Raw genomic sequence first — 19,304 nt, forward strand, 5'->3', positions numbered from 1 at the left:
GTCAACGGCTGCGGGAGGCGGGCGAGGGCGGCGTTTCGTCTTCGTCCTCGCCGCCGACGAAGGCGACCGAGGCGAAGGCGGCGAGCAGGGCGAAGGCGAGCGCGACGTCCACGACGCCGACGATCCCCGTCGCCGCCGAGACGAGCAACAGCACCGCGACGCCGCCGCTGCCGAGAAGCTGGGCGGCCATCAGGCGGTCGGCGTCGCCGGGGCCGCGCAGAAGCCGCGCGAGGCCGAGCGCGACGCAGACGAGGACGAAGGCCGCCGCGCCAAGAAGCAAGGCGGTCATCGCCGCGCCTCCTCGAGCCCGAGGGCGCGCATGAACATGCGCTCCTCCGCTTCGAGATCCGCGGCGACGGGCTCACGGACGTCGAGGCAATGGACGAGCAATGCGCCGTCTTCCTCGCACGTCGGCACGGAGCCGGGCAGGAGGCTCGACAGGGCGTAGAAGGCGGCGCGACCGTTCCCCGGGGGGGTGAGCGGCCGATAGGCGACGAAGCCGGGGCTGATCGGCAGGGCGGGATCGAGCGCGCGCCTCGCCACGTCGAACCCGGCGCGAATCGACTGGCCCGCGAAGCGCGCGGCGAACAGCAGGAGAGCCAGCGGGCGTGGACGGGCGGCGCCGGGCGGCAGGAGACGAAGGCTGAGCCAGGCCGCGAGAACGGCCGTCGCCGCGCCGACGACCGCGCCAGCCGGCTCCATCTTCGAGATCATCAGCCAGAAGACGAAGAAAAAGACGCTGCGGCGCGCGAGGGATCGGCCCGGCGTCGAAGCGGGCGGCCTCCGATCAATCGTCGTCGCGGCCGATCGACCTTCGTTCATGAAATTCACGCACCAAGCGCCGACGCGCGGCCTGGCTCAAGCCTATCAGGTCGCGACGCGCGTCGGAAAGCTAATTATGGCCACGCCGGGAGCGCGCAAGGGCGCGTCAGCTCCGCGAGCCGCCCGTCGAGCACACGATCTTTTCATATTCGTTCGTCTGCGGGGCCAGCGGGGAGCGGGCGAGCTGGGCCTGGCCGAACAGGCCGCAGCTGATGGCGCTATAGGCGTCCGGGCCGCGCGCCGAGCTGAGCGCGGTCAGCGGCGAGCATTCCTCGATCGGCGTGGCGATCGAGCAGATCAGGATCATGATCTTGGTCATTGGGCGCATTTCCGGAACGCGGGCGTCGACCTCCCCAGTTCATGAGCTCAAGCAATTGGCGCGCCAGCCGAGACGGACGCGCCGGAACGCGTCCGCTCAAGGGTAGAAAAGCGCCATCATCACGAAGCCGAGAACGGTGAGCGCGGCGGCGGTGCGCATGTCGTCGGCGAAAGCGTGGCGTAGGCGCATCATGGCGTCGGCCTCCAGCGGCGGCGGCGCAGGAGGAGCCTCGCCACGCGGGTTCAGGCTGCGCCGTCATCATTAACAAGCCACGAGCATAGCGCCGTTGCGGCTTCGCCGTGAGCGTTTGCGCACACTCCGCCGCTCAATAATGGTGGCCGTGGCGATAATGACGCTTGTGCGCGTACGCGCTACGCCCCTGCGGGATGCCGAGCACGCCCTTGACGCCGCCGACCGCGCCGCCGACGCCGGCGCCCACCGCGCCGCCCACGACGCCGCCGACGGGCCCGGCCGCCCGGTTTCCCGTCGCTGCGCCCTCCTGCGCGCCGCGCACGATTCCCTGCGCGCCGGCGACGCCGGCGAGCCCGACGAACGCCGCAAAGGCGAGCGGCGCGAGATGGCTGATTTTCATGGCGGACCTCCTTCTTCGGGCGTTTTTCGCCCCGATGAGGCTCGAACCGCCGCGCGCCGTCCGCGGTTGCGTGAAAAATGCGCGTGACGAAACTGTCATATGAGGGAGTCTATCAAGTCCGCCCGCGTGCGGCGGCCGTCTCGCCCGACCGCGGCGTCCGCGAGGCTGTCCTGCAGCAGCTCGCCGAACAGCCGTGGACAGGCTTCGGAGAGCGCAACATCACCGTCAAGGACGGCGTCGTCCACGTGTGGGGGCTCGTCGGGTCGCCGGAGGAGCACAAGGCGCTGCTCGCGCTGGTCGAAGGCGTGGCGGGCGTCAAGGCCGTTTCGGACGAGACCATCGCCGCCTGCTGAGGCCGCGAAGGCGGGCGATTCAGCGCGCGACTGTTGCACGGGATCCACAGCGCGCGCGATTTTCGGCGTTAAGATGGGAGGCGGGCGTCCGATCCGCGTCTCTCATCCGCAGAGCGCCATGCACTTCGCCGACCAGACCGAGACGGTCGCGGCCGACGCCGCGAGGCTTCTGATTCGGCTGGGGCTCGTCATTCTGATGACGGCCCTGCCGGTCGTCGCCGTCTTCGCGCGCGACGCGATCTATGTGCTGATGCCGGTCGGCGCGTCCGTGGCGCTGGTCGGCGCCGTGATCGGGGCGGAGGGGCACGGACCGCGCCATTTGCGCGCCGCGCTCGGCTCGAAGCCGGGCCTCGCCGCGCTGTTCCTCGCTTTCTGGGCCGGTCTGTCGCTCGTCTGGACGCCCTTTCCCGCGGACGCCGCGCCGCGCTTCGCGCAGATCGTCGGCACCACGGCGCTCGTCGCGCTGCTCGCCGCCTGGCTGCCGGCGCGCACGCGCGCCTTCGACCTTTATCTCCTTCCCGTCGGCGTCGCGCTCGGCGCCTGCGCCCTTCTGGCGCTGACCCTGCGCGGGGAAGCCTATTTCGCGGACGCGGCCGGGGTGCGGGACACACGCTTCACGCGCGCGATGATCACGCAGATCGTGCTGGTGTGGCCGGCGCTCGGCGCGCTGTGCCTGCGCGAGCGCTGGGCGTTCGCCGCCGCGCTCGCCCTGCTCGCCGCCGGCGTCGCCTTCGCCGGCTTCGCGCAGGCCGCGCTCGCCGCGATGGGCGCGGCGGCTTTCGTGTTCGCGCTGGCGATGTCCGGCGCGGGCGGCGTCGGCCGCGCGCTCGGCCTCGCCTTCGCCGCGCTGACGCTGGCCGCGCCGGCGATCGCCCTGGCGCTCGGCCCGGTCGCCGATTCCGCGCCGCGCGCCGGCGCCGGCCTGCGGTCGATGGCCGTCTGGCGCGACATGATTCTCACCGAATGGCCGCGTCTCGTGACCGGGCACGGCTTCGGCGCGGCGGACCGCGCGCTGGCGCTCGGCTACATGCCCGACGCCTCGCCCCGCGGACTGCCCTTCGTCGTCTGGCACGATCTCGGCGCGCTCGGCGCGCTCGCCTTCGCCTTCCTCGCCGCGACGGCTTTCCGCCTCGCCGCGCGGGCGCCGGCCGAGGCGGCGCCCGCGCTTCTGGCGGGCCTGACGGCGGTTCTCGTGCTGTCCTTCCTTGGGGCGGCGAGCGCGCAGATCTGGTGGGTCACCCTTCTCGACTGCGCCGCGATCGCCTTCGTCGCGCTGCTGAAGGGGCTGCATCGCGCGCGGCCCGCGGCGCCGGGGCCGGACGCCGGGGACGAAGCCGACGAAGCCGCGCTCCTCGACGCCCCGGCCGAGAGCGCGTGAGGGCGACGCCGCGACGTGTCGTGGAAACGCCGCGCGCCCTTCGGCGGGCCGCGCCTGCGACCGCAAAAGTCTTGCGCGCGGCGGGCGTTGAGACCTAAGATTCCGGCATGATCGAAGGCGTCATCAGCATCCGGAACGCGCGTGAGGGCGACGCTGCGGGAATCGCGGACGTCCATGACGCGGCCTGGCGCGACGCCTATCGCGGCGTCATTCCCGGCCGCGAGCTCGAGCGCCTCATCGCGCGGCGCGGCCCGCGCTGGTGGCATTCGGCGATCATGCGCGGCTCGCGTCTTCTCGTGCTCGACTTCGACGAGGTGATCGGCGGCTACGTCAGCTACGGCCGCAACCGCGTCCCCTCGCTGCGCTACGGCGGCGAGGTCTTCGAGCTCTACGTCGCGCCCGAATTCCAGGGAATCGGCTTCGGCCGCAAGCTGTTCGAGGCCGCGCGCGAGGATCTCTCCGCGCACGGCTATCCGTCGCTGCTCGTCTGGGCGCTCGCCGACAATGAGCGCGCGATCGCGTTCTACACGCATCTGGGCGGGCGCAACGTCCGCCAGGCGAACGAGCGATTCGGCGACGAGACGCGCGCCCGCTGCGCCTTCGCCTTCAGCTGAGCCTTCCGCCGCCGCACGGCCGAGGCCGCACTTCCAAGGTCGCACTTCCAAGGTCGCACTTGCGGCCCAAACCGCGGTGGCGCATAAGGCGAGCGACCCGCCTTCGCGCTTCCGCCGCCTTCGCGTCCCTTCTTGATTCTGGCGGGCCCGCCCATGAGCGGACCCGACGCGGCGCATTAGGCTTCGGCACCGCGGGCCAGGCGAGGGGGCCCGCGCGGCGGGCCGAAAGGACAGCGAACAGGAGACGAGCATGCGCCTCGACGCAATCGCGATCGGCAAGAATCCCCCGAACGATGTCAACGTCGTGATCGAAGTCCCGATCGGAGGCGAGCCGATCAAATATGAGCTCGACAAGGCCGCCGGCGCGCTGATCGTCGACCGGTTCCTCTATACCTCCATGCGCTATCCGGGCAATTACGGCTTCATCCCGCATACGCTTTCGGAGGACGGCGACCCCTGCGACGTGATCGTCGCCAACACCCGGGCCATCGTGCCGGGCGCCGTCATGAGCTGCAAGCCGGTCGGCGTCCTCCTCATGCGCGACGAGGCGGGACAGGACGAGAAGATCCTGGCGGTGCCCACCGAGAAGCTGACCAAGCGCTACGCCAAGGTCGCGAACTATTCCGACCTGCCCGAGATCACGCTGCACCAGATCGAGCACTTCTTCGCCCATTACAAGGATCTCGAGCCCAACAAATGGGTCAAGATCGAGGGTTGGGGCGACGCCGCTCGGGCGCGCGCGATCATCTCCGAGTCGATCGAGCGCTACAAGTCGGCGAAGTAGGCCCGTCGGCGGCCCGGCCGCGCGCCGGGCCGCTCAGCCTTTGCGGGAGAGCAGGAACACGCCCTGCTCGCCGAACAGGTTCTGCACGAAGCCTCCTCCGCGCGACAGCGGCTTTCCAACGCTGTCGAGCGCGACGCGACGGTCGATCCGCGCGCCGATCGTCTCGACCAGCGCCACGAAGTCGGCGATCGTGCAGAAATGGATGTTCGGCGTCTCGTACCAAGGCGTCGGCAGCTGGCGCGTGACCGGCATGCGGCCGCCCAGAGCGAGCTGCGCCCTGATCCGCCAGTGGCCGAAATTGGGGAAGGAGACGATGGCGCGCCGTCCGATCCGCAGCATGTTCTCGACGACCTCGCGCGGCCGGCGCGTCGCCTGCAGCGTCTGCGACAGGATGACGTAGTCGAAGGCGTCGTCGGGATAGCCGGAAAGGTCGGTGTCGGCGTCGCCCTGGATGACCGAGAGCCCCTGCGCGACGCAATGGTTGACGCCGCCCTGCGACAGCTCGATGCCGCGCGCGTCGACCGCCTTCTCCCGCGACAGCAGGCGCAGAAGAGCGCCGTCGCCGCAGCCGACGTCGAGCACGCGCGACTGCGGCGCCACCATGCTCGCGACGAGCAGGAGGTCGACGCGCCCGGCCGGGGTCGCGGGCAGGGCGGAAAGACGTGCGTCGAGGCCGGCCGCGGCCGCGCGGCCATTCATGCCGCGCGCTCCGGCAGGCCGCGCGCCCGCGCGGCGGCGGCGAGGAAGCCGTGCGAGGTCGCGTTGAACTCCGGCAGGTCGAGCAGGAAGGCGTCGTGGCCGCGGTCCGTCTCGATGTCGACGAAGGAGACCGAGGCGCCGCCGGCGTTGAGCGCATGGACGATCGCCCGTGAGGCGGACGTCGGGTAAAGCCAGTCGGAGGTGAAGGAGATGACGCAGAAGCGCGCCTTGGCGCCCTTGAAAGCGCGCGCCAGCGAGCCGTCGTAGTCGGCGGCGAGGTCGAAATAGTCGCAGGCGCGCGTCACGTAGAGATAGGAGTTGGGATCGAAGCGGTCGACGAAGCTCGAGCCCTGGTAGCGCAGGTAGTTCTCGATCTGGAACTCCGCGTCGAAGGAGAAGGCGCGCGACTCCCGGTCCTGCAGCTTGCGGCCGAACTTGCTTTGCAGCGCCTCGTCCGAAAGATAGGTGATGTGCGCGGCCATGCGCGCCACCGCGAGGCCCTTGGTCGGGATCACCCCTTCTTCGAGATAGCGGCCCTTGCGCCAGTCGGGATCGGCCATCACCGCCTGGCGGCCGACCTCGTGGAAGGCGATGTTCTGCGAGGAATGCTTGGCGGCGGTGGCGATCGGCATGGCGCTGAACACGCGCTCCGGATAGCTCGCCACCCATTGCAGGACCTGCATCCCGCCCATCGAGCCGCCCACCACGCAAAACAGCGCGTCGATCCCGAGATGGTCGATCAGCGTCGCCTGCGCGCGCGCCATGTCGCGGATCGTCACGACGGGGAAGTCGAGCCCATAGGGACGCCCGGTCGCGGGATCGAGCGAGGCCGGGCCGCTGGTGCCCATGCAGCCGCCGAGGACGTTGGAGCAGATGACGAAATAGCGGTCGGTGTCGAGCGGCTTGCCCGGCCCGACCATCGAATTCCACCAGCCCGGCTTGCCGGTCACCGGATGGACGTTGGCGACGTGCTGGTCGCCGGTGAGCGCGTGGCACAACAGGACCGCGTTCGACCTGTCGGCGTTGAGCGCGCCATAGGTCTGGTAGGCGATCGTCCAGTTCTCGAGCCGCGCGCCGGAGTCGAGCTCGAGCGCCTTGTCGGGGCCGAAGCGCGCGACGAGGCTGTGCGGCGCGTCGGCTTCGCGCAGGCCGCTCAACTTATGGGAGAGGACGATCGTCACTTGGCGGCGTCGCTTCGCGTATTGAAGCAGAGGTGTCGTTCTGTATTCCGAACGCTCCGTACGGAATATGGAAGAGAAAATTCAGGCGAAAGTCAAGCCGGACGGGAGCTTATTCTCCCGTCCGCGACGTTTCGGGACAAATTTTCCCGTTTTGCGCGTCGTCAGCTCGCGCGCTTCTGGCGCACGCCGGACTTGAGCGGCGGCTGCAGGCGGACGCCGTCCTCGTCGACGATGGCGAACTGGTAGCGTCCGGCGCCGTCGCGGGTGACGGAGTAGCGCAGCCGCTCGACGACGTTGTTGCTGGCGTCGAAGGTGAGCACGGCCGGGCTCGCGTCGACGATCTCGTCGGCGCCGACATAGGCCGAGCCGCAAATGATGAGCTCGTCGCCCGGCTGGCAGGTGCGCGCGGCGGCGCCGTTCAGCACGCAGCAGCGCGAACCGCGCTGGCCGAGGATCACATAGGTCGAGATGCGGGCGCCGGAGTTCTTGTTCCAGATCTCCACGAATTCGAGCGGCAGGATGCCGGCCGCCTCGCAATGCGCCGGATCGAGCGTGATCGAGCCGTGATATTCGAGATTCGATTCGGTGACGCGGATGCCGTGGAGTTTTCCGCTGACAATTTTGCGCATCGAGTCCGTTTCCGTTAGCGCCGCGTCAGGCGCGCGAGGTCCGCAAGAAGCGTCTTCAAGAACGCGCTTCGCTTGGGCGAGCGCTATCGGCGGCCGCCGGCGACGCCGGGGCCGCCGCAGCACATGCTCTATTTTGCGCCGCTTCACAACCAAAATGGTGCGCCGCGGCCCGCAATGTAAGCCGCGGGCGCAGTTTGCGCCGGCGCTGGCGCCCGTGCGCCCGCCGTGCCAAGAAGGCCGCGCAGACGCAGGAGGCGACAGATGGGCGAACTGGGCGACGAGGCGGTCGAACTCTGCCGCGCGCTGGTGCGCCGGCCCTCCGTCACCCCGCGCGACGAAGGCGCGCAGGAGGCGCTCGCCGCCTATTTGCGCGACGCAGGTTTCACGGTCGAGCGCGTCGTCTTCTCCGAGCCCGGAACGCCGGATATCGACAATCTCTTCGCCACGATCGGCGAGGACGCGCCGCATCTCGCCTTCGCCGGCCACACCGACGTGGTGCCGCCGGGCGATCGCGCGCTGTGGAGCCGCGACCCCTTCGGCGGCGAGATCGTCGGCGGTGAGGTGGTCGGACGCGGCGTCGTCGACATGAAGGGCGGCGTCGCCGCCTTCGCCGCCGCCGCCGCCCGTTTTTGCGCGCGCGGCCCCTTCAAGGGCGCGATCAGCTTCCTCATCACCGGCGACGAAGAGGGGCCGGCGATCAACGGCACGCAGAAGTTGCTCGCCTTCGCCGCCGCGCGCGGCGCGCGCTTCGACCATTGCCTCGTCGGCGAACCGAGCAACGCGCAGGCGCTCGGCGACATGATCAAGATCGGCCGGCGCGGCTCCCTCAACGGGACGCTGACCGTGTTCGGCCGCCAGGGCCACGTCGGCTATCCGCGGCGCGCCGACAATCCGATTCCCGCGGCGATGCGCGTCGCCTCGGCGCTCATCGATCCGCCGCTCGACGCGGGCACGGCGCATTTCGAGCCCTCGAACCTCGAGATCGTCAGCTTCGACGTCGGCAACCCGGCCTTCAACGTCATTCCGGCGCAGGCGCGGGCGCGCTTCAACGTCCGCTTCAACGACGCCTGGACGCCGCAGAGCCTTTCCGCCGAGCTCGAGGCGCGCGCGGGCCGCGCGGCCGGCGGCGCGCGCTTCTCCCTTGATTTCGAGCCCTGCAACGCGCTGGCCTTCGTGAGCGAGCCGGACGCGTTCACGGATCTGGTGCGCGCGGCGATCACGCGCGGCGTCGGCCGCGTCCCGGAGCTGTCGACGAGCGGCGGGACGTCCGACGCGCGCTTCATCCGCGCCTATTGCCCCGTGCTCGAGTTCGGCCTCGTCGGCCAGACCATGCACATGGTCGACGAGCGCGCGCCGACGGCGGAGATCGGCGCGCTCGCCGCCATCTATCTCGACGTGCTCGAGGCCTATTTCGCCTGAACGCTTAGTCGGCGTCCGTCTGCGGCGGCAGCATGCGGCCGAGCGTTCCGTCGCGCCTGGCGACGACGTGCCAGACGACGCCGCAAAGATGGGCGACGATCAGGATGTAGACCGCGAATTGAGCGGCGAGATGGACGGATGTGGCGGCGTCGGCGAGCGGCTTGTTCTCGGCGAGCGCGGGCAACGACACGAGGTTGAAATAATCGACGGTGCGGCCTTTGGCCGCCGAGAGGACATAGCCCGACACGGGCATGACCAGCAGCATCAGATAGAGCAGCGCGTGGGTGATCTTGCCAGCCCAAACCTCCCACGGCTCGAAGCTCCACGGCGCCGGCGGCGGCGGATTGAGGCCGCGCCAGACGAGCCGGAACAGGGTCGCGGCCAGAATGGTGACGCCGAGCGATTTGTGGACCATGAAGACATAGCCCTTCCAGTCGCTCGTGCGCGGCAGCGCTTCGCCCACCCAGGCGAGCACGAGCGCGGCGAGCACCAGCAGCGCGGTGAGCCAGTGAAGCGTCTGCGAGACGCCGTCGTAGCGCGTGCGTTGCGGCTGCGCGAAGGTTGAAGCGGTCGTCATGCGGCGGGCGCTCCATGGCGCGTGGACGTCGGGGCCTGACCTTAAGCCCGACGGCGCCCCGCCGCGACGGCGCCGTCGTCACTCCGTCGTGAAGCGCCCTTGCGGCTTTCGGCTCGGCCGGGCCATAACGCTCGCCGACCGCGACTTGGACATATGCCGAGACGCGTTTTTTCGACGTAAAAGTCCGCGCCTTCCGCTCAAAGCGCTTCAGCTGTCCGCCGCGACCTCGACGGGCTTGGGCATGGCGGGATCCTTGACGCGGCGCGTGTGGCCTCTCTCGGTGAGGGAAAGGGACTTGCGAAGCCGCAGCGCCGGCTTCTCGATGACATGCCACGAGAACACGGCGACCGCCGTGGCCGCGACGATGCTCGCCGGGACGAAGATCCACATGTTCTTCGCCGCCGGGAAAAGCTGCATGATCGTCTGCTGCAACGGGAAGCCATAAAGGTAAATGCCGTAGGAATAGTCGCCCTTAGAGTAGAAGGGCAGTCGCGGCAAGCTCGCGAGGCCAAGAAAAACGACCATGTAGGTGAACACGATCGAGGTCACCGGCCGCATCCCGAATTTGTTCACCAGCCCGCTGTTTCCGAGAAAGGCGACGGCGACGTAGAAGACGGCGCAGACGAGGAAGATGCGGTAGTCGAAGGGAATCCTGTAGCGAAGCAGATAAAGGCCGCAGCCGAGGATGAAGAAGGGCAGGAGAGCCCTCACCTGATCGCCGAAATCCGTGACGGCCTTGACGGTTGTCGGCTCGAGCGGGAGCCAGCGGAGAAACGAAAGGGCGACGTAGATGACGCCGATCGTCGCAAAAAACAGGGCGCCGGCGCGCCTGTTGTTGAAGACGTTCCAGTAAATTGCGAGAGAGATCACTACGTAGCAGAAAATCTCGTGTGGAATCGTCCACAGCGATCGATTCACCACGCCGACATATTGAGCGACGTTGTTTTCCGTGAAAACGCCGGGAAGGTGATATTGAATAATGCCGAATATGTTGAGAAAGTAACCAAAGAACATAGGGTCCGAAAAATATTCCCGGAGAGGAACTGTCGTCAGCAGGGGGCCGAGAATAAGCGCGGACAGGGATATTTCGACGAACAGCGCGGGCACGATTCTGACGCCGCGATGAATGAGGAAGTCGCGCAGGTTCAGTCGCATCGCGCTGGCGGTTACGAGAAATCCGCTCAGCGCGAAAAACATCGGAAGGATCGAGAATTCAACGAACCAGAATGGCGTCTGCTTCAACCCGTCGCCGATCGCAAGGTTTCCGGCGTGGGAGATCAGCACGCCCATCGCGAGGGCGATGCGCATGAAGTCGAAGCCGGGACCAAAGCCTTTCAGCGAGTCGAGTCGTTGGCCGATCGAAACAGGCGCCGCCATGTTCAACTCCGTAGTTCGCCGCCGCGTCGGCGGCTGTGAAGCGCGCCGAGTGCGTGTGGCGGTAGCGGAAAGAAGGCATAGTGCTGGTTTCCAGCAGCTATATGCAATAATCAAGCCAATTTTGGGGCCAAGCTGAGGCCCGTCTGCGCCCCATCTTTCCGGCGGCGTCGAATGATATAAATCGAACTATATCAGACGCGCTGCGCTGCAGCAATCTCGTCTCCGCCCTGCGGCGGCGCGCGGCGCGTGACACGACGCCGCATCGGCGTCAACCCATCGTGAAATGCTTGGACAGCTTCAGACCCTGCCCCTGATAGTTCGAGCCTTCGCCGTAGAGGGTCAGCGGCGCCTCGGCCATCTTCTCGTAGACGAGGCGGCCGATGATCTGGCCGTCCTCAAGCACGAAGGGGACCTCGTGGCTGCGCACTTCCAGCACGGCGCGCGCGCCGGGGCGCCCGCCGGGCGCGGCGCCGAAGCCCGGATCGAAAAATCCGGCGTAATGCACGCGGAACTCGCCCATGGCCGGGTCGATCGGCACCATCTCGGCGGCGAGGTCGCGTGGAATATGCAGCCGCTCCCGCGACGCGAGAATGTAAAATTCGCCCGGATCGAGAATGAGGCGTCCGTCGTCACGCGGCGCGATCGGCTCCCAGTAGTCGGCGAGCCGGTAGCCGCCGACGCGGTCGACGTCGACGATGTCGGCGTGCTTCTGCGCCCTGAAGCCGATTGGGGCTTCGCGCTGCGCGCCGTTCTCCGGCTTCAGCGCGACCCTCAGGATCAGACCCTGACGCAGGTTGAGAGCGTCGTCGACCAGCGGGAGGAGCGCGTGGCGCTGCGCGAGGTCGCGGTCCTCGACCGTGAAGTCGGAGAGGTGGAGCTGCTGCGAATTGAGGCGGCGGAAGCGGATCTGGTTCAGCTTCGAGCCCGTGCGCACCCGCGCCGGAAAGCTGCGCGGCGAAACCTCGGCGTAAAGCGCGCCGTCGTAGCCGCGCGCCACGCGGTCGAACGTCTCCGACCTGTCGGTGATGAGGCGCGTGAAAATGTCGAGGCGCCCGGTCGAACTTTTCGGATTGGCGACGCCGAGGATGCTGTCGGGCAGGCGCAGCCGCTCGAGGAGCGGTATCACATAGACGCAGCCGCGCTCGAGCACCGCGCCGTGCTCGAGGTTGATCGCGTCCTCGTCGCGCGCGAAGGCGGCGAGCTGCTCCATCACGGGGCGCTCCCTGCCGGGCAGAAAACTCGCCCGCACGCGATAGGCGAGCGGGCCGAGCCGCAAGTCGAGGCTCGCCGGCTGCGCCTGGCCGTCGTCGATCGGTTTTTGCGCGACGATCATGCCGCGCCGGATCATCGTCTCGATCTTCTGGCGCGCGAGCAGCCCGAAGTTCGGGCCGAAATCGTCTGTGTCTGAGGTCTGGGGCGGCGGCATGAGGCGGGAGCGCGGCTGCGGGACGCGCCGACCTTAACGGCTGGCGGCCGGAAAAGGAAAGGCCTGTCGCCGCCCGTCGAATGCGCTGCGCGCCCGGCGCGTCGCCGCGCTCTTCGCCTGCGGGCGGCGCGTTCGCCGCACCGTCCAACGCAGGATCCTCGTTGTTATCCCATTGACGCCCAAGAGGTTTCAGCTCGTCCCGGCCTGCGTCGTTTTCCTGCCCGGCGCAGTGTGCTAGGCTTGGCGCCGCTTCGGAGCCGAGGGGGATCTGGTTTCCGTCATGTATAGCGCCGTCACGCAAGACATTCAGATCACCGTCCTGCCGGAGTTCGTTCCTGAACGCTCCGACGCCGAGCAGGCGGCCTATTTCTGGGCCTATACGGTCGAGATCGCCAACCAGAGCGACAGGACGGTGCAGCTCACGGCGCGCCACTGGAAGATCACCGACGGCAATGGCAAGCTTGAAGAGGTGCGCGGTCCGGGCGTCGTCGGCGAGCAGCCGATCCTGAAGCCCGGCGAGACCTTCCGCTACACCTCCGGATCGAACCTCACGACGCCCTCGGGGATCATGAGCGGCGTGTACCGCATGGTGGACGAGAACGGCGAGGAGTTCGACGCCCAGATTCCGGTGTTTTCTCTTGATTCGCCCTTCGTGCGGCGCGTCCTCAACTAGCGTGGGCGCGCCATGCAGCGGAGCCTCGCGCCGATGAACGCCCACGACGCCCGCGCCGGAGAGGACCGGCTCGCCGCCGCGATCGCCATGATGGAGCGGCTCGTCGGCTTCGACACGGAAAGCTCGAAATCCAATCTCGCTCTCGTCGCCGGCGTCGAATCCTGGCTCGCCGAATGCGGCGCGCCCTATGTCAAGGTTTTCAACGCGGTGGGCGACAAGGCCGCGCTGTTCGCCACCATCGGCCCGATGGAGGACGGCGGCGTCGCGCTGTCCGGCCACACGGACGTGGTGCCGGTCGAAGGCCAGAGCTGGACGTCCGACCCGTTCGAACTGCGCGGCGAGAAGGGCCGGCTCTACGGACGCGGCGCCTGCGACATGAAGGGTTTCGACGCCGTCTGCCTTGCGATGATCCCCGAGTTTCAGCGCGCGGCGCTGAAGCGGCCGATCCACATCCTGCTCAGCTACGACGAGGAGACGACCTGCCGCGGATCGCTGGACACGATCCGCCGCTTCGGCGCGGACCTGCCGCGGCCGGGCGCGATCATCGTCGGCGAGCCGACGATGATGCAGGTCGCCGACGCGCACAAGGCCGTAGCCACCTACCGCACGACGGTGCGCGGGCAGGAGGCGCATTCCTCCAAGCCCTATCTCGGCGTCAACGCCGTGGCCGCCGCCTGCGACCTCGTGAGCGAGCTTTACCGCGTCAACGACGAGCTTGCGCGCGAAGGCGACCCGGGCGGGCGCTTCGACCCGCCCGCCTCCACGATCGAAGTCGGCGTGATCCGTGGCGGCACGGCGCGCAACATCCTCGCCAAGGAATGCGCCTTCGACTGGGAGTTCCGCAGCCTGCCGGGCGTGCCGCAGAGGCTCGCCCTCGACCGCCTCGAGGCCTATGTCGCGCGCGTCGCGCTGCCGCGCCTGCGCCGGGGCGCGGTCGAGGCTGCGGTCGACACATGGTCAGAGGTCGAGGTGCCGGGCCTCTCGCCGGAGCCGGGCTCGCCGGCGGAGACGCTGGCCCTGAAGCTCGCGCGCTCGAACCACACGATCAGCGTGCCCTACGCGACCGAAGCCGGGCAGTTCCAGACGGCCGGGCTGTCGACAGTGGTGTGCGGGCCGGGCTCGATCGACCAGGCGCACCAGCCCGACGAGTTTGTGGAGGTGGCGCAGATCGAGGAGGCGATCGCCTTCATGCGCAGGCTGGCGAAAGAGCTGAGCTGACGCAGGAAAGCGCACCGGCGGACCCCTACGGCTCCAGCTCGGAATCCCAGTAAAGATAGTCCATCCAGCTTTCGTGGAGATAGTTCGGCGGAAACAGCCGGCCGTTGCGGTGCAGGTCGTTGACGGTGGGCTGGAAGGGCCGGTGCGTCGGCCACATGTGGGCTTCGTCGGGAAGCCGGTCGCTTTTCCTGAGGTTGCACGGCGAGCAGGCCGCGACGACGTTCTCCCAGGTCGTCAGTCCGCCCTTCGAGCGGGGAATCACATGATCGAAAGTAAGATCCTGCCGGGCGCCGCAATATTGGCAGGAGAAGCGGTCGCGCAGAAAAACGTTGAACCGGGTGAAGGCCGGGTGGCGCGACGGCTTGATGTAAGTCTTGAGCGATACGACGGAGGGGAGAAACATCTCGAAGCTTGGACTTCGCACCGCCTTGTCGTAGCTTGAGACGATGTTCACGCGGTCCAGAAATACGGCCTTGATCGCATCCTGCCATGACCATAGCGACAGGGGATAATAGCTCAGGGGCCGGAAATCGGCGTTGAGCACCAGGGCCGGACAGCTCTCCGGCGACGCCGCAGCATGGAAGTGGACCGACACGTCGCGTGGCCTCTCCTATTGCGTTCCCGCTTTAACCTTCGTCGCCTCGCCCCGTCAATTCTCTTTCTGCTCGCCGATGCGGCGATTTCCTATGACACAATGGATCCCTATGACGCAATGAAATGGAAGGGGAGCGTGCGAGACGTGGTTCGCGAGCCTGGCGTCGACGGCGTTTAACCGAGGGAGTCGGCGCCTCTTCCCCGCGCCGCCTATTCGGACCTCGAATATACCCACCATGCGATCGGGACGATCGTCAATTCGAGGGCCGCGTAAAAAAGAAGGAGAAAGGACGGCGCCCCGTCGAGCACGAAGCTCACCGCCCGTCCGATCACGAGCCCTCCCGCGAAGACGATGGTCGTCAGCACCGCCGTTCTTCTATGTTTCTCGCTGAAGGCGGCGAACAGCCAGAACAGCCCCAGGGCCAGATAAAGGCACATCATGGCGCGCAAGATATGCGCGAGATTGACGCCGGGATCGGCGACGCCGAGGAACGTCGCCGCGAACCAGGACGGCGAAACGCCATAGAGCAAGGCGATCACCGTCACCAGTCCGAACGCCAGTATCAGAAAGCTCCGCTGCGTCGCCATGGCTGGTCCCTCCAATTCGTCAGTATTGCGGCGATTCGGATTTCGGCGATAGAGCTTGAATCCGAAGGCGGAGCGAAGGCGGGATCATAGTCCGCTATGCGAGGGGCCTCGCGCCTCGACGCCAGCCAAGGGCGGCGCGGCGGAGGGGCGCTCCCTCCGCACGGGAGGCGGTCGGCGGTCCGGGCCATGGCTCGTCAGCCGTCACGGCGCGTCGGTTTCGCGCCCGGACCTTCCCGTTCTCCAGGAATTCCCGTTCTCCAGGAAGATGACGCCGGCGGCTTCGAGGGCGGCGCGAATCTGCTCCACGTCGCAAACGGGCGTCTTGGCCGGGCGGGACCGTCGCGACGGCGCCGTGAAGCCGGCCGCCGATCGATTCCACGCTCAGCGCGTGGGAACCGGCGTTCCGCTGCGGTAGTCGTAGAAGCCGCGCTGCGTCTTGCGGCCGAGCCAGCCGGCCTCGACATATTTGACCAGCAGCGGGCAGGGCCGGTACTTCGAATCGGCGAGCCCCTCGTGCAGCACCTGCATGACCGACAGCACGGTGTCGAGGCCGATGAAGTCGGCGAGCTGGAGCGGACCCATGGGATGGTTCGCGCCAAGGCGCATCGCGGCGTCGATCGCCTCGACCGAGCCGACGCCCTCGTAGAGCGTGTAGATCGCCTCGTTGATCATCGGCAGCAGGATGCGGTTGACGATGAAGGCGGGGAAATCTTCCGAGACCGTGTAGCTCTTGCCGAGGCGCGTCACGAGCTCCTTGGCCGCCTCGAACGTCTCGTTCTCGGTGGCGATGCCGCGGATGAGCTCGACGAGCTGCATGCGCGCGACGGGGTTCATGAAATGTATGCCGATGAAGCGTTCCGGCCGGTCGGTGGCCGAGGCGAGCCGCGTGATCGAGATCGAGGAGGTGTTGGAGGCGAGATAGACTTCAGGCTTCACATAGGCGCGCAGGAGAGTGAATATCTTGCGCTTGACCTCCTCGTTCTCCGAGGCGGCCTCTATGACGAGATCGCAGCCGCCCATGTCGGCGAGATCGGGCGTCGCCTTGATGCGCGCTTTCGCCGCGGCGCGCGCGGCCTCGTCGATCGCCCCGCGCTCGATCTGCTTGACGAGCGCCGCGTCGACCGCGGCGAGGCCCGCGTCGATCTTGTCCGCGGACACGTCGTTGATCAGAACGTCGAGGCCTGCGAGCGCGCAGACCTGCGCGATGCCCGAGCCCATCTGGCCGGCGCCGATCACTCCGATAGTGTTGATGGCCATTTTTCTTTCCATGAACGGAAACGTCGTCCAGCCGTCGGCGCGATCGGCCGAGGCGTCTCGTTGGGCCGCCGAAAGGCGACGCGCGCGCTGCGGATCGCGCATATACGGATCGCGCAGCTTCCGATCATGCGCCATGCGCCGCGGGCGAGCCGCCCAGAGTTCGACCGACAAGACTTCTAGACTGGAAAAATTCTCTTGGCCACATTCAAAACCGGCTTCATCCTTTTTGGCGGAGGCGCAGCCGGCGCGGACGCGGCTCAGGGCGTCGCCGTCATCCGCGGCTCGGGCGCTCCGGCGAGAAGGCGCGGGCGCGGATCGCCGCGGAAGTTATAGGCGCCGACATGGGTGAGGCGTCCCTCGGCGTCGAGCCAGATCTCGCCGCCGATGTCGCGCCAGCGCTGGCAGAAGGCGAAATCCTCGCTGACATAGGCGCCGGTCTGCGGGTCGATGAGGCAGTCGAACAGAGCGTAGCTCGGTCCGGGACGGACGTTGGAATAGGCGTGCGCGCCCTCGTAGCGCAAGTGTGGATAGGCTTCGATCATGCGTTCGACGACGCGGCGCCGCAGGAGCATGAACCCGCCGCCGCAGTAGACGGCCGAAACGAAGCGTCCGCGCCGCTCGGCGCCGGCGCAGGGGCTGCCGACGTAAAGCAGGGGCGCGGCCTCGAAGCCTTCCTGCAGCGTCGCGGCGCGCCGGATCGCCGCGTCGCTCCAGTCGATGACCTTCAGCGGATAGACGCCGGCGACGAAATCCTCGTCGAAAGCCAGCATGTCGGCGACCTGGCGCGCGTCGAAGGCGATGTCGGCGTCGATGAAGAGGAGATGGGTCGCCTCGCTCGCGGCCAGGAACTGCGCGACGAGCGTGTTGCGGCTGCGCGTGATGAGCGAGTCATGGCCGAGCATGGCGAGCATGACGTCGAAGCCGGCCTGGCCGGCGAACTGGACCAGCCCGAGCACCGACTGCATGTAGTGCTGCGAGACGAGGCCGCCGAAGCAGGGCGTGGCGATGAAGACGTTTGCGCGTTTCTGGGCGCGTTCTTGCTGGCTCATGCGCGATTCCGGGCTCGCCGGCCTGATCGCCGGACGCGTTCGCCATCCTGCGCCCCGCGCCATGCGCGAAGCCTGCCGCCGCCTCGCCCACGTTAAGCTTAACGAAAGGTTACGTCCCACTTCCGCGCGAAGCCGGCTACACTCGCCTCGATCTCAGCCGCGGACCAGCGCTCTCCCCAGCGGTCCGCGGCCTTTTCTTCGGCGGGGCGTTTCTCGACGGGACATTTGGCGCGATGCCGCAGAGCTTTTCCGCGAACCTCGATCCGGCGGTGCGCTTCGGGGACCGTCTGATCGCCTCCGACCAGTTCCACGCGCTTTTCAAGGACGGGATGGATCTCGTCGGCGCCGCCGCCGCCTATCTCGACGGCGAGGGGCGGCGACAGGCGCAGGCGCTGCCGCGGCCGGCGGCGCTCGCCTACGCCGTCGAAAGCATGAGGCTCACGACGCGCCTCATGCAGATCGCCTCATGGCTTTTGCTCCAGCGCGCGGTGAACGAAGGCGAGCTCACGCGCGCGGAGGCCGCGAGCGACAAGCGCCGCATCCGGCTTTCGCGCCAGGACGCCGCGGCCGAGGAGGCGGCGCTGCGCGATCTGCCACGCGATCTGTGCGAACTGGTCGAGGCTTCGCTGCGTGTGCAGGCGCGCATCCGCCGGCTCGACGTCATGCTGCATGAAGACGCGCGCCCCGCCGGAGTCGCTGAGCTGCGCGGTCCGGTGGCGTCGCAACTTGCGGCGCTGGAGGCGGCTTTCCGCCCCGCAGGGCGATGACGCCGCCCGAGAGGCGTCGGCGTCCTGATCGCAGGGGGACGTGTTGGCGCTTGTCTCAAGCCTGTTTTGCGACGTCGCCGCCTTGCAGGCGCGCCTCGTCGACGCCGCCGCCCATCTGACGCTCGGCGCGCGGCGAACACGTCGCCCGCGTTCAGTTCGCGCTGTTCATCCTCGACGGCGCGGGCGTCGCGCCGGGCGAGATCCAGGAGAAATCCTGTGGCGAGTCGACCGCGGCGGCGGTCCTCGCCTACAAGACGAGCCGGGACATCGTCAATCGCGCCTATCAGTCGGCGCCCGACGCCATCGTCGGCAAGATGACGATCGCCGCGCTCGATCGCGAGCTTGTGGAGAAGCAGGGCCGCGCGGCGGCGCCGGATGCGCTGCGGCTGCGACGCGCAGAGCGCCGCGGGACAAGGCGCTGGCGCGCGTGAACGACGCGCGGGACGCGGTGACGCACGCGCGCCGTCCTGTTCGGCCGGACGACGCCGTTTCCGTGAGCGCGCGGCCTTACTTCTTGCCGAAGCTGAGGCCGGCGAAGCGGGAGTTGAAGCGCGACAGGCGTCCGCCGCGGTCGAGCAGCTGCGTCGAGCCGCCCGTCCAGGCCGGATGCGTCTTCGGGTCGATGTCGAGATTCAGCGTCGCGCCTTCCGACCCATAGGTGGAGCGCGTCTCGAACTCGGTCCCGTCCGTCATGACGACCTTGATCACGTGGTACTGCGGGTGGATGTCGGCCTTCATCGGGACTGCCTCGAACTCTCTAGCTGGAACGTCCCGGACGAGGAGGCGCAGCTGCGCGCCGCCGCGAACCGTGGATCGTGACGTGAAGCCGCGGCCTATAGCAAAGCGGCGGGCGGGTGACAAGACGGACGACGGGGCCGGCGGCGCGCATGACGCGCGCGAATGCGCTCACATTGCTTTACTCGCGCACATTGAACGTGTACCGCAAAAGGCTCTCCCCGGCGCTCGCGCCGGGATTGTTTTTTTCGGG

Annotated in this window: 23 protein-coding genes; 8 read left to right on the forward strand and 15 right to left on the reverse strand. The window is 68.1% G+C overall.

Going from position 1 to position 19,304, the window contains the following annotated elements; translation table 11 throughout:
* Position 1: 1 nt before the first annotated feature.
* From ACE3OG_RS06525 to ACE3OG_RS06540, 4 genes are all read right to left on the reverse strand, one after another.
* Positions 2-289 carry a monovalent cation/H+ antiporter complex subunit F gene (locus tag ACE3OG_RS06525; protein WP_374306905.1) on the reverse strand — a complete coding sequence of 96 codons (288 nt, stop codon included), beginning with the start codon at positions 287-289 and terminating at the stop codon, positions 2-4.
* Complete coding sequence (locus ACE3OG_RS06530; RefSeq protein WP_374306906.1) at positions 286-822, reverse strand: Na+/H+ antiporter subunit E; 537 nt, start codon at positions 820-822, stop codon at positions 286-288. The genes ACE3OG_RS06525 and ACE3OG_RS06530 overlap by 4 nt, the downstream gene beginning before the upstream one ends.
* A gap of 106 nt (positions 823-928) precedes the next feature.
* Positions 929-1,141, reverse strand: a complete 213-nt coding sequence (locus tag ACE3OG_RS06535; RefSeq protein WP_374306908.1) for a hypothetical protein — start codon at positions 1,139-1,141, stop codon at positions 929-931.
* Positions 1,142-1,466: 325 nt separating this feature from the next.
* Positions 1,467-1,733, reverse strand: coding sequence for a hypothetical protein (locus tag ACE3OG_RS06540; protein ID WP_374306909.1), 267 nt, complete (start codon positions 1,731-1,733; stop codon positions 1,467-1,469).
* Positions 1,734-1,816: 83 nt separating this feature from the next.
* Here ACE3OG_RS06540 and ACE3OG_RS06545 point away from each other — a divergent pair, with 83 nt between their 5' ends.
* The 4 genes from ACE3OG_RS06545 (at position 1,817) to ppa (ending at position 4,862) form a co-directional block, all read left to right on the forward strand.
* Positions 1,817-2,086 carry a BON domain-containing protein gene (locus ACE3OG_RS06545; RefSeq protein WP_374306911.1) on the forward strand — a complete coding sequence of 90 codons (270 nt, stop codon included), beginning with the start codon at positions 1,817-1,819 and terminating at the stop codon, positions 2,084-2,086.
* A 118-nt stretch (positions 2,087-2,204) separates the two neighbouring features.
* The gene (locus ACE3OG_RS06550; RefSeq protein WP_374306912.1) at positions 2,205-3,464 is read left to right on the forward strand and encodes a hypothetical protein; all 1,260 of its coding nucleotides are present in this window, start codon (positions 2,205-2,207) and stop codon (positions 3,462-3,464) included.
* Positions 3,465-3,571: 107 nt separating this feature from the next.
* A complete protein-coding gene (locus ACE3OG_RS06555) occupies positions 3,572-4,078 on the forward strand; it encodes an N-acetyltransferase family protein (protein WP_374306913.1) in 507 nt (168 codons plus the stop codon).
* A 250-nt stretch (positions 4,079-4,328) separates the two neighbouring features.
* On the forward strand, positions 4,329-4,862 hold the full coding sequence (gene ppa / locus ACE3OG_RS06560; RefSeq protein WP_374306915.1) for an inorganic diphosphatase: 534 nt from the start codon (positions 4,329-4,331) through the stop codon (positions 4,860-4,862).
* Positions 4,863-4,895: 33 nt separating this feature from the next.
* Here ppa and metW read toward each other — a convergent pair whose 3' ends face one another.
* The 3 genes from metW to panD all read right to left on the reverse strand — a co-directional run bounded on the left by metW (position 4,896) and on the right by panD (position 7,371).
* Positions 4,896-5,561: a methionine biosynthesis protein MetW gene (gene metW, locus ACE3OG_RS06565; protein WP_374306916.1), complete on the reverse strand. Its 666-nt coding sequence runs from the start codon at positions 5,559-5,561 to the stop codon at positions 4,896-4,898.
* Positions 5,558-6,742 (reverse strand): homoserine O-acetyltransferase, encoded by a 1,185-nt coding sequence (locus ACE3OG_RS06570; protein WP_374306918.1) that lies wholly within the window; start codon positions 6,740-6,742, stop codon positions 5,558-5,560. Before ACE3OG_RS06570 ends, metW begins: the two co-directional genes overlap by 4 nt.
* Before the next feature lie 161 nt (positions 6,743-6,903).
* Entirely contained in the window at positions 6,904-7,371 is a 468-nt protein-coding gene (gene panD, locus ACE3OG_RS06575) for an aspartate 1-decarboxylase (protein ID WP_374306920.1), read from the reverse strand.
* Positions 7,372-7,632: 261 nt separating this feature from the next.
* Here panD and dapE point away from each other — a divergent pair, with 261 nt between their 5' ends.
* Entirely contained in the window at positions 7,633-8,790 is a 1,158-nt protein-coding gene (gene dapE / locus ACE3OG_RS06580; protein ID WP_374306922.1) for a succinyl-diaminopimelate desuccinylase, read from the forward strand.
* 4 nt (positions 8,791-8,794) lie between these two features.
* Here the strand turns inward: dapE and ACE3OG_RS06585 are convergent, their stop codons facing one another.
* From ACE3OG_RS06585 to ACE3OG_RS06595, 3 genes are all read right to left on the reverse strand, one after another.
* Entirely contained in the window at positions 8,795-9,367 is a 573-nt protein-coding gene (locus ACE3OG_RS06585; RefSeq protein WP_374306924.1) for a cytochrome b, read from the reverse strand.
* 207 nt (positions 9,368-9,574) lie between these two features.
* The gene (locus tag ACE3OG_RS06590) at positions 9,575-10,858 is read right to left on the reverse strand and encodes an acyltransferase family protein (RefSeq protein ID WP_374306925.1); all 1,284 of its coding nucleotides are present in this window, start codon (positions 10,856-10,858) and stop codon (positions 9,575-9,577) included.
* 154 nt (positions 10,859-11,012) lie between these two features.
* Positions 11,013-12,170 (reverse strand): 2'-deoxycytidine 5'-triphosphate deaminase, encoded by a 1,158-nt coding sequence (locus tag ACE3OG_RS06595; RefSeq protein WP_374306927.1) that lies wholly within the window; start codon positions 12,168-12,170, stop codon positions 11,013-11,015.
* A gap of 280 nt (positions 12,171-12,450) precedes the next feature.
* Here ACE3OG_RS06595 and apaG point away from each other — a divergent pair, with 280 nt between their 5' ends.
* Both apaG and argE read left to right on the forward strand, forming a co-directional pair.
* Positions 12,451-12,843, forward strand: coding sequence for a Co2+/Mg2+ efflux protein ApaG (gene apaG, locus ACE3OG_RS06600; protein ID WP_374306929.1), 393 nt, complete (start codon positions 12,451-12,453; stop codon positions 12,841-12,843).
* Positions 12,844-12,876: 33 nt separating this feature from the next.
* Positions 12,877-14,061, forward strand: a complete 1,185-nt coding sequence (gene argE, locus ACE3OG_RS06605) for an acetylornithine deacetylase (protein WP_374306931.1) — start codon at positions 12,877-12,879, stop codon at positions 14,059-14,061.
* Between the two features lie 25 nt (positions 14,062-14,086).
* Here argE and ACE3OG_RS06610 read toward each other — a convergent pair whose 3' ends face one another.
* From ACE3OG_RS06610 to ACE3OG_RS06625, 4 genes are all read right to left on the reverse strand, one after another.
* The gene (locus ACE3OG_RS06610; RefSeq protein ID WP_374306933.1) at positions 14,087-14,656 is read right to left on the reverse strand and encodes an HNH endonuclease; all 570 of its coding nucleotides are present in this window, start codon (positions 14,654-14,656) and stop codon (positions 14,087-14,089) included.
* Between the two features lie 209 nt (positions 14,657-14,865).
* A complete protein-coding gene (locus tag ACE3OG_RS06615; protein ID WP_374306935.1) occupies positions 14,866-15,243 on the reverse strand; it encodes a DUF4345 domain-containing protein in 378 nt (125 codons plus the stop codon).
* 381 nt (positions 15,244-15,624) lie between these two features.
* A complete protein-coding gene (locus tag ACE3OG_RS06620) occupies positions 15,625-16,500 on the reverse strand; it encodes a 3-hydroxybutyryl-CoA dehydrogenase (protein ID WP_374306936.1) in 876 nt (291 codons plus the stop codon).
* 257 nt (positions 16,501-16,757) lie between these two features.
* Positions 16,758-17,549, reverse strand: coding sequence for a hypothetical protein (locus ACE3OG_RS06625; RefSeq protein WP_374306937.1), 792 nt, complete (start codon positions 17,547-17,549; stop codon positions 16,758-16,760).
* A gap of 233 nt (positions 17,550-17,782) precedes the next feature.
* Between ACE3OG_RS06625 and ACE3OG_RS06630 the strand changes: the two genes are divergently transcribed.
* A complete protein-coding gene (locus tag ACE3OG_RS06630; protein ID WP_374306939.1) occupies positions 17,783-18,316 on the forward strand; it encodes a DUF1465 family protein in 534 nt (177 codons plus the stop codon).
* A gap of 507 nt (positions 18,317-18,823) precedes the next feature.
* Here ACE3OG_RS06630 and rpmE read toward each other — a convergent pair.
* Positions 18,824-19,054, reverse strand: coding sequence for a 50S ribosomal protein L31 (gene rpmE, locus ACE3OG_RS06635; protein ID WP_374306941.1), 231 nt, complete (start codon positions 19,052-19,054; stop codon positions 18,824-18,826).
* Positions 19,055-19,304 lie beyond the last annotated feature (250 nt).

This window comes from Methylocella sp., from assembly GCF_041905455.1.
In the GTDB taxonomy this organism is placed as follows: domain Bacteria; phylum Pseudomonadota; class Alphaproteobacteria; order Rhizobiales; family Beijerinckiaceae; genus Methylocapsa.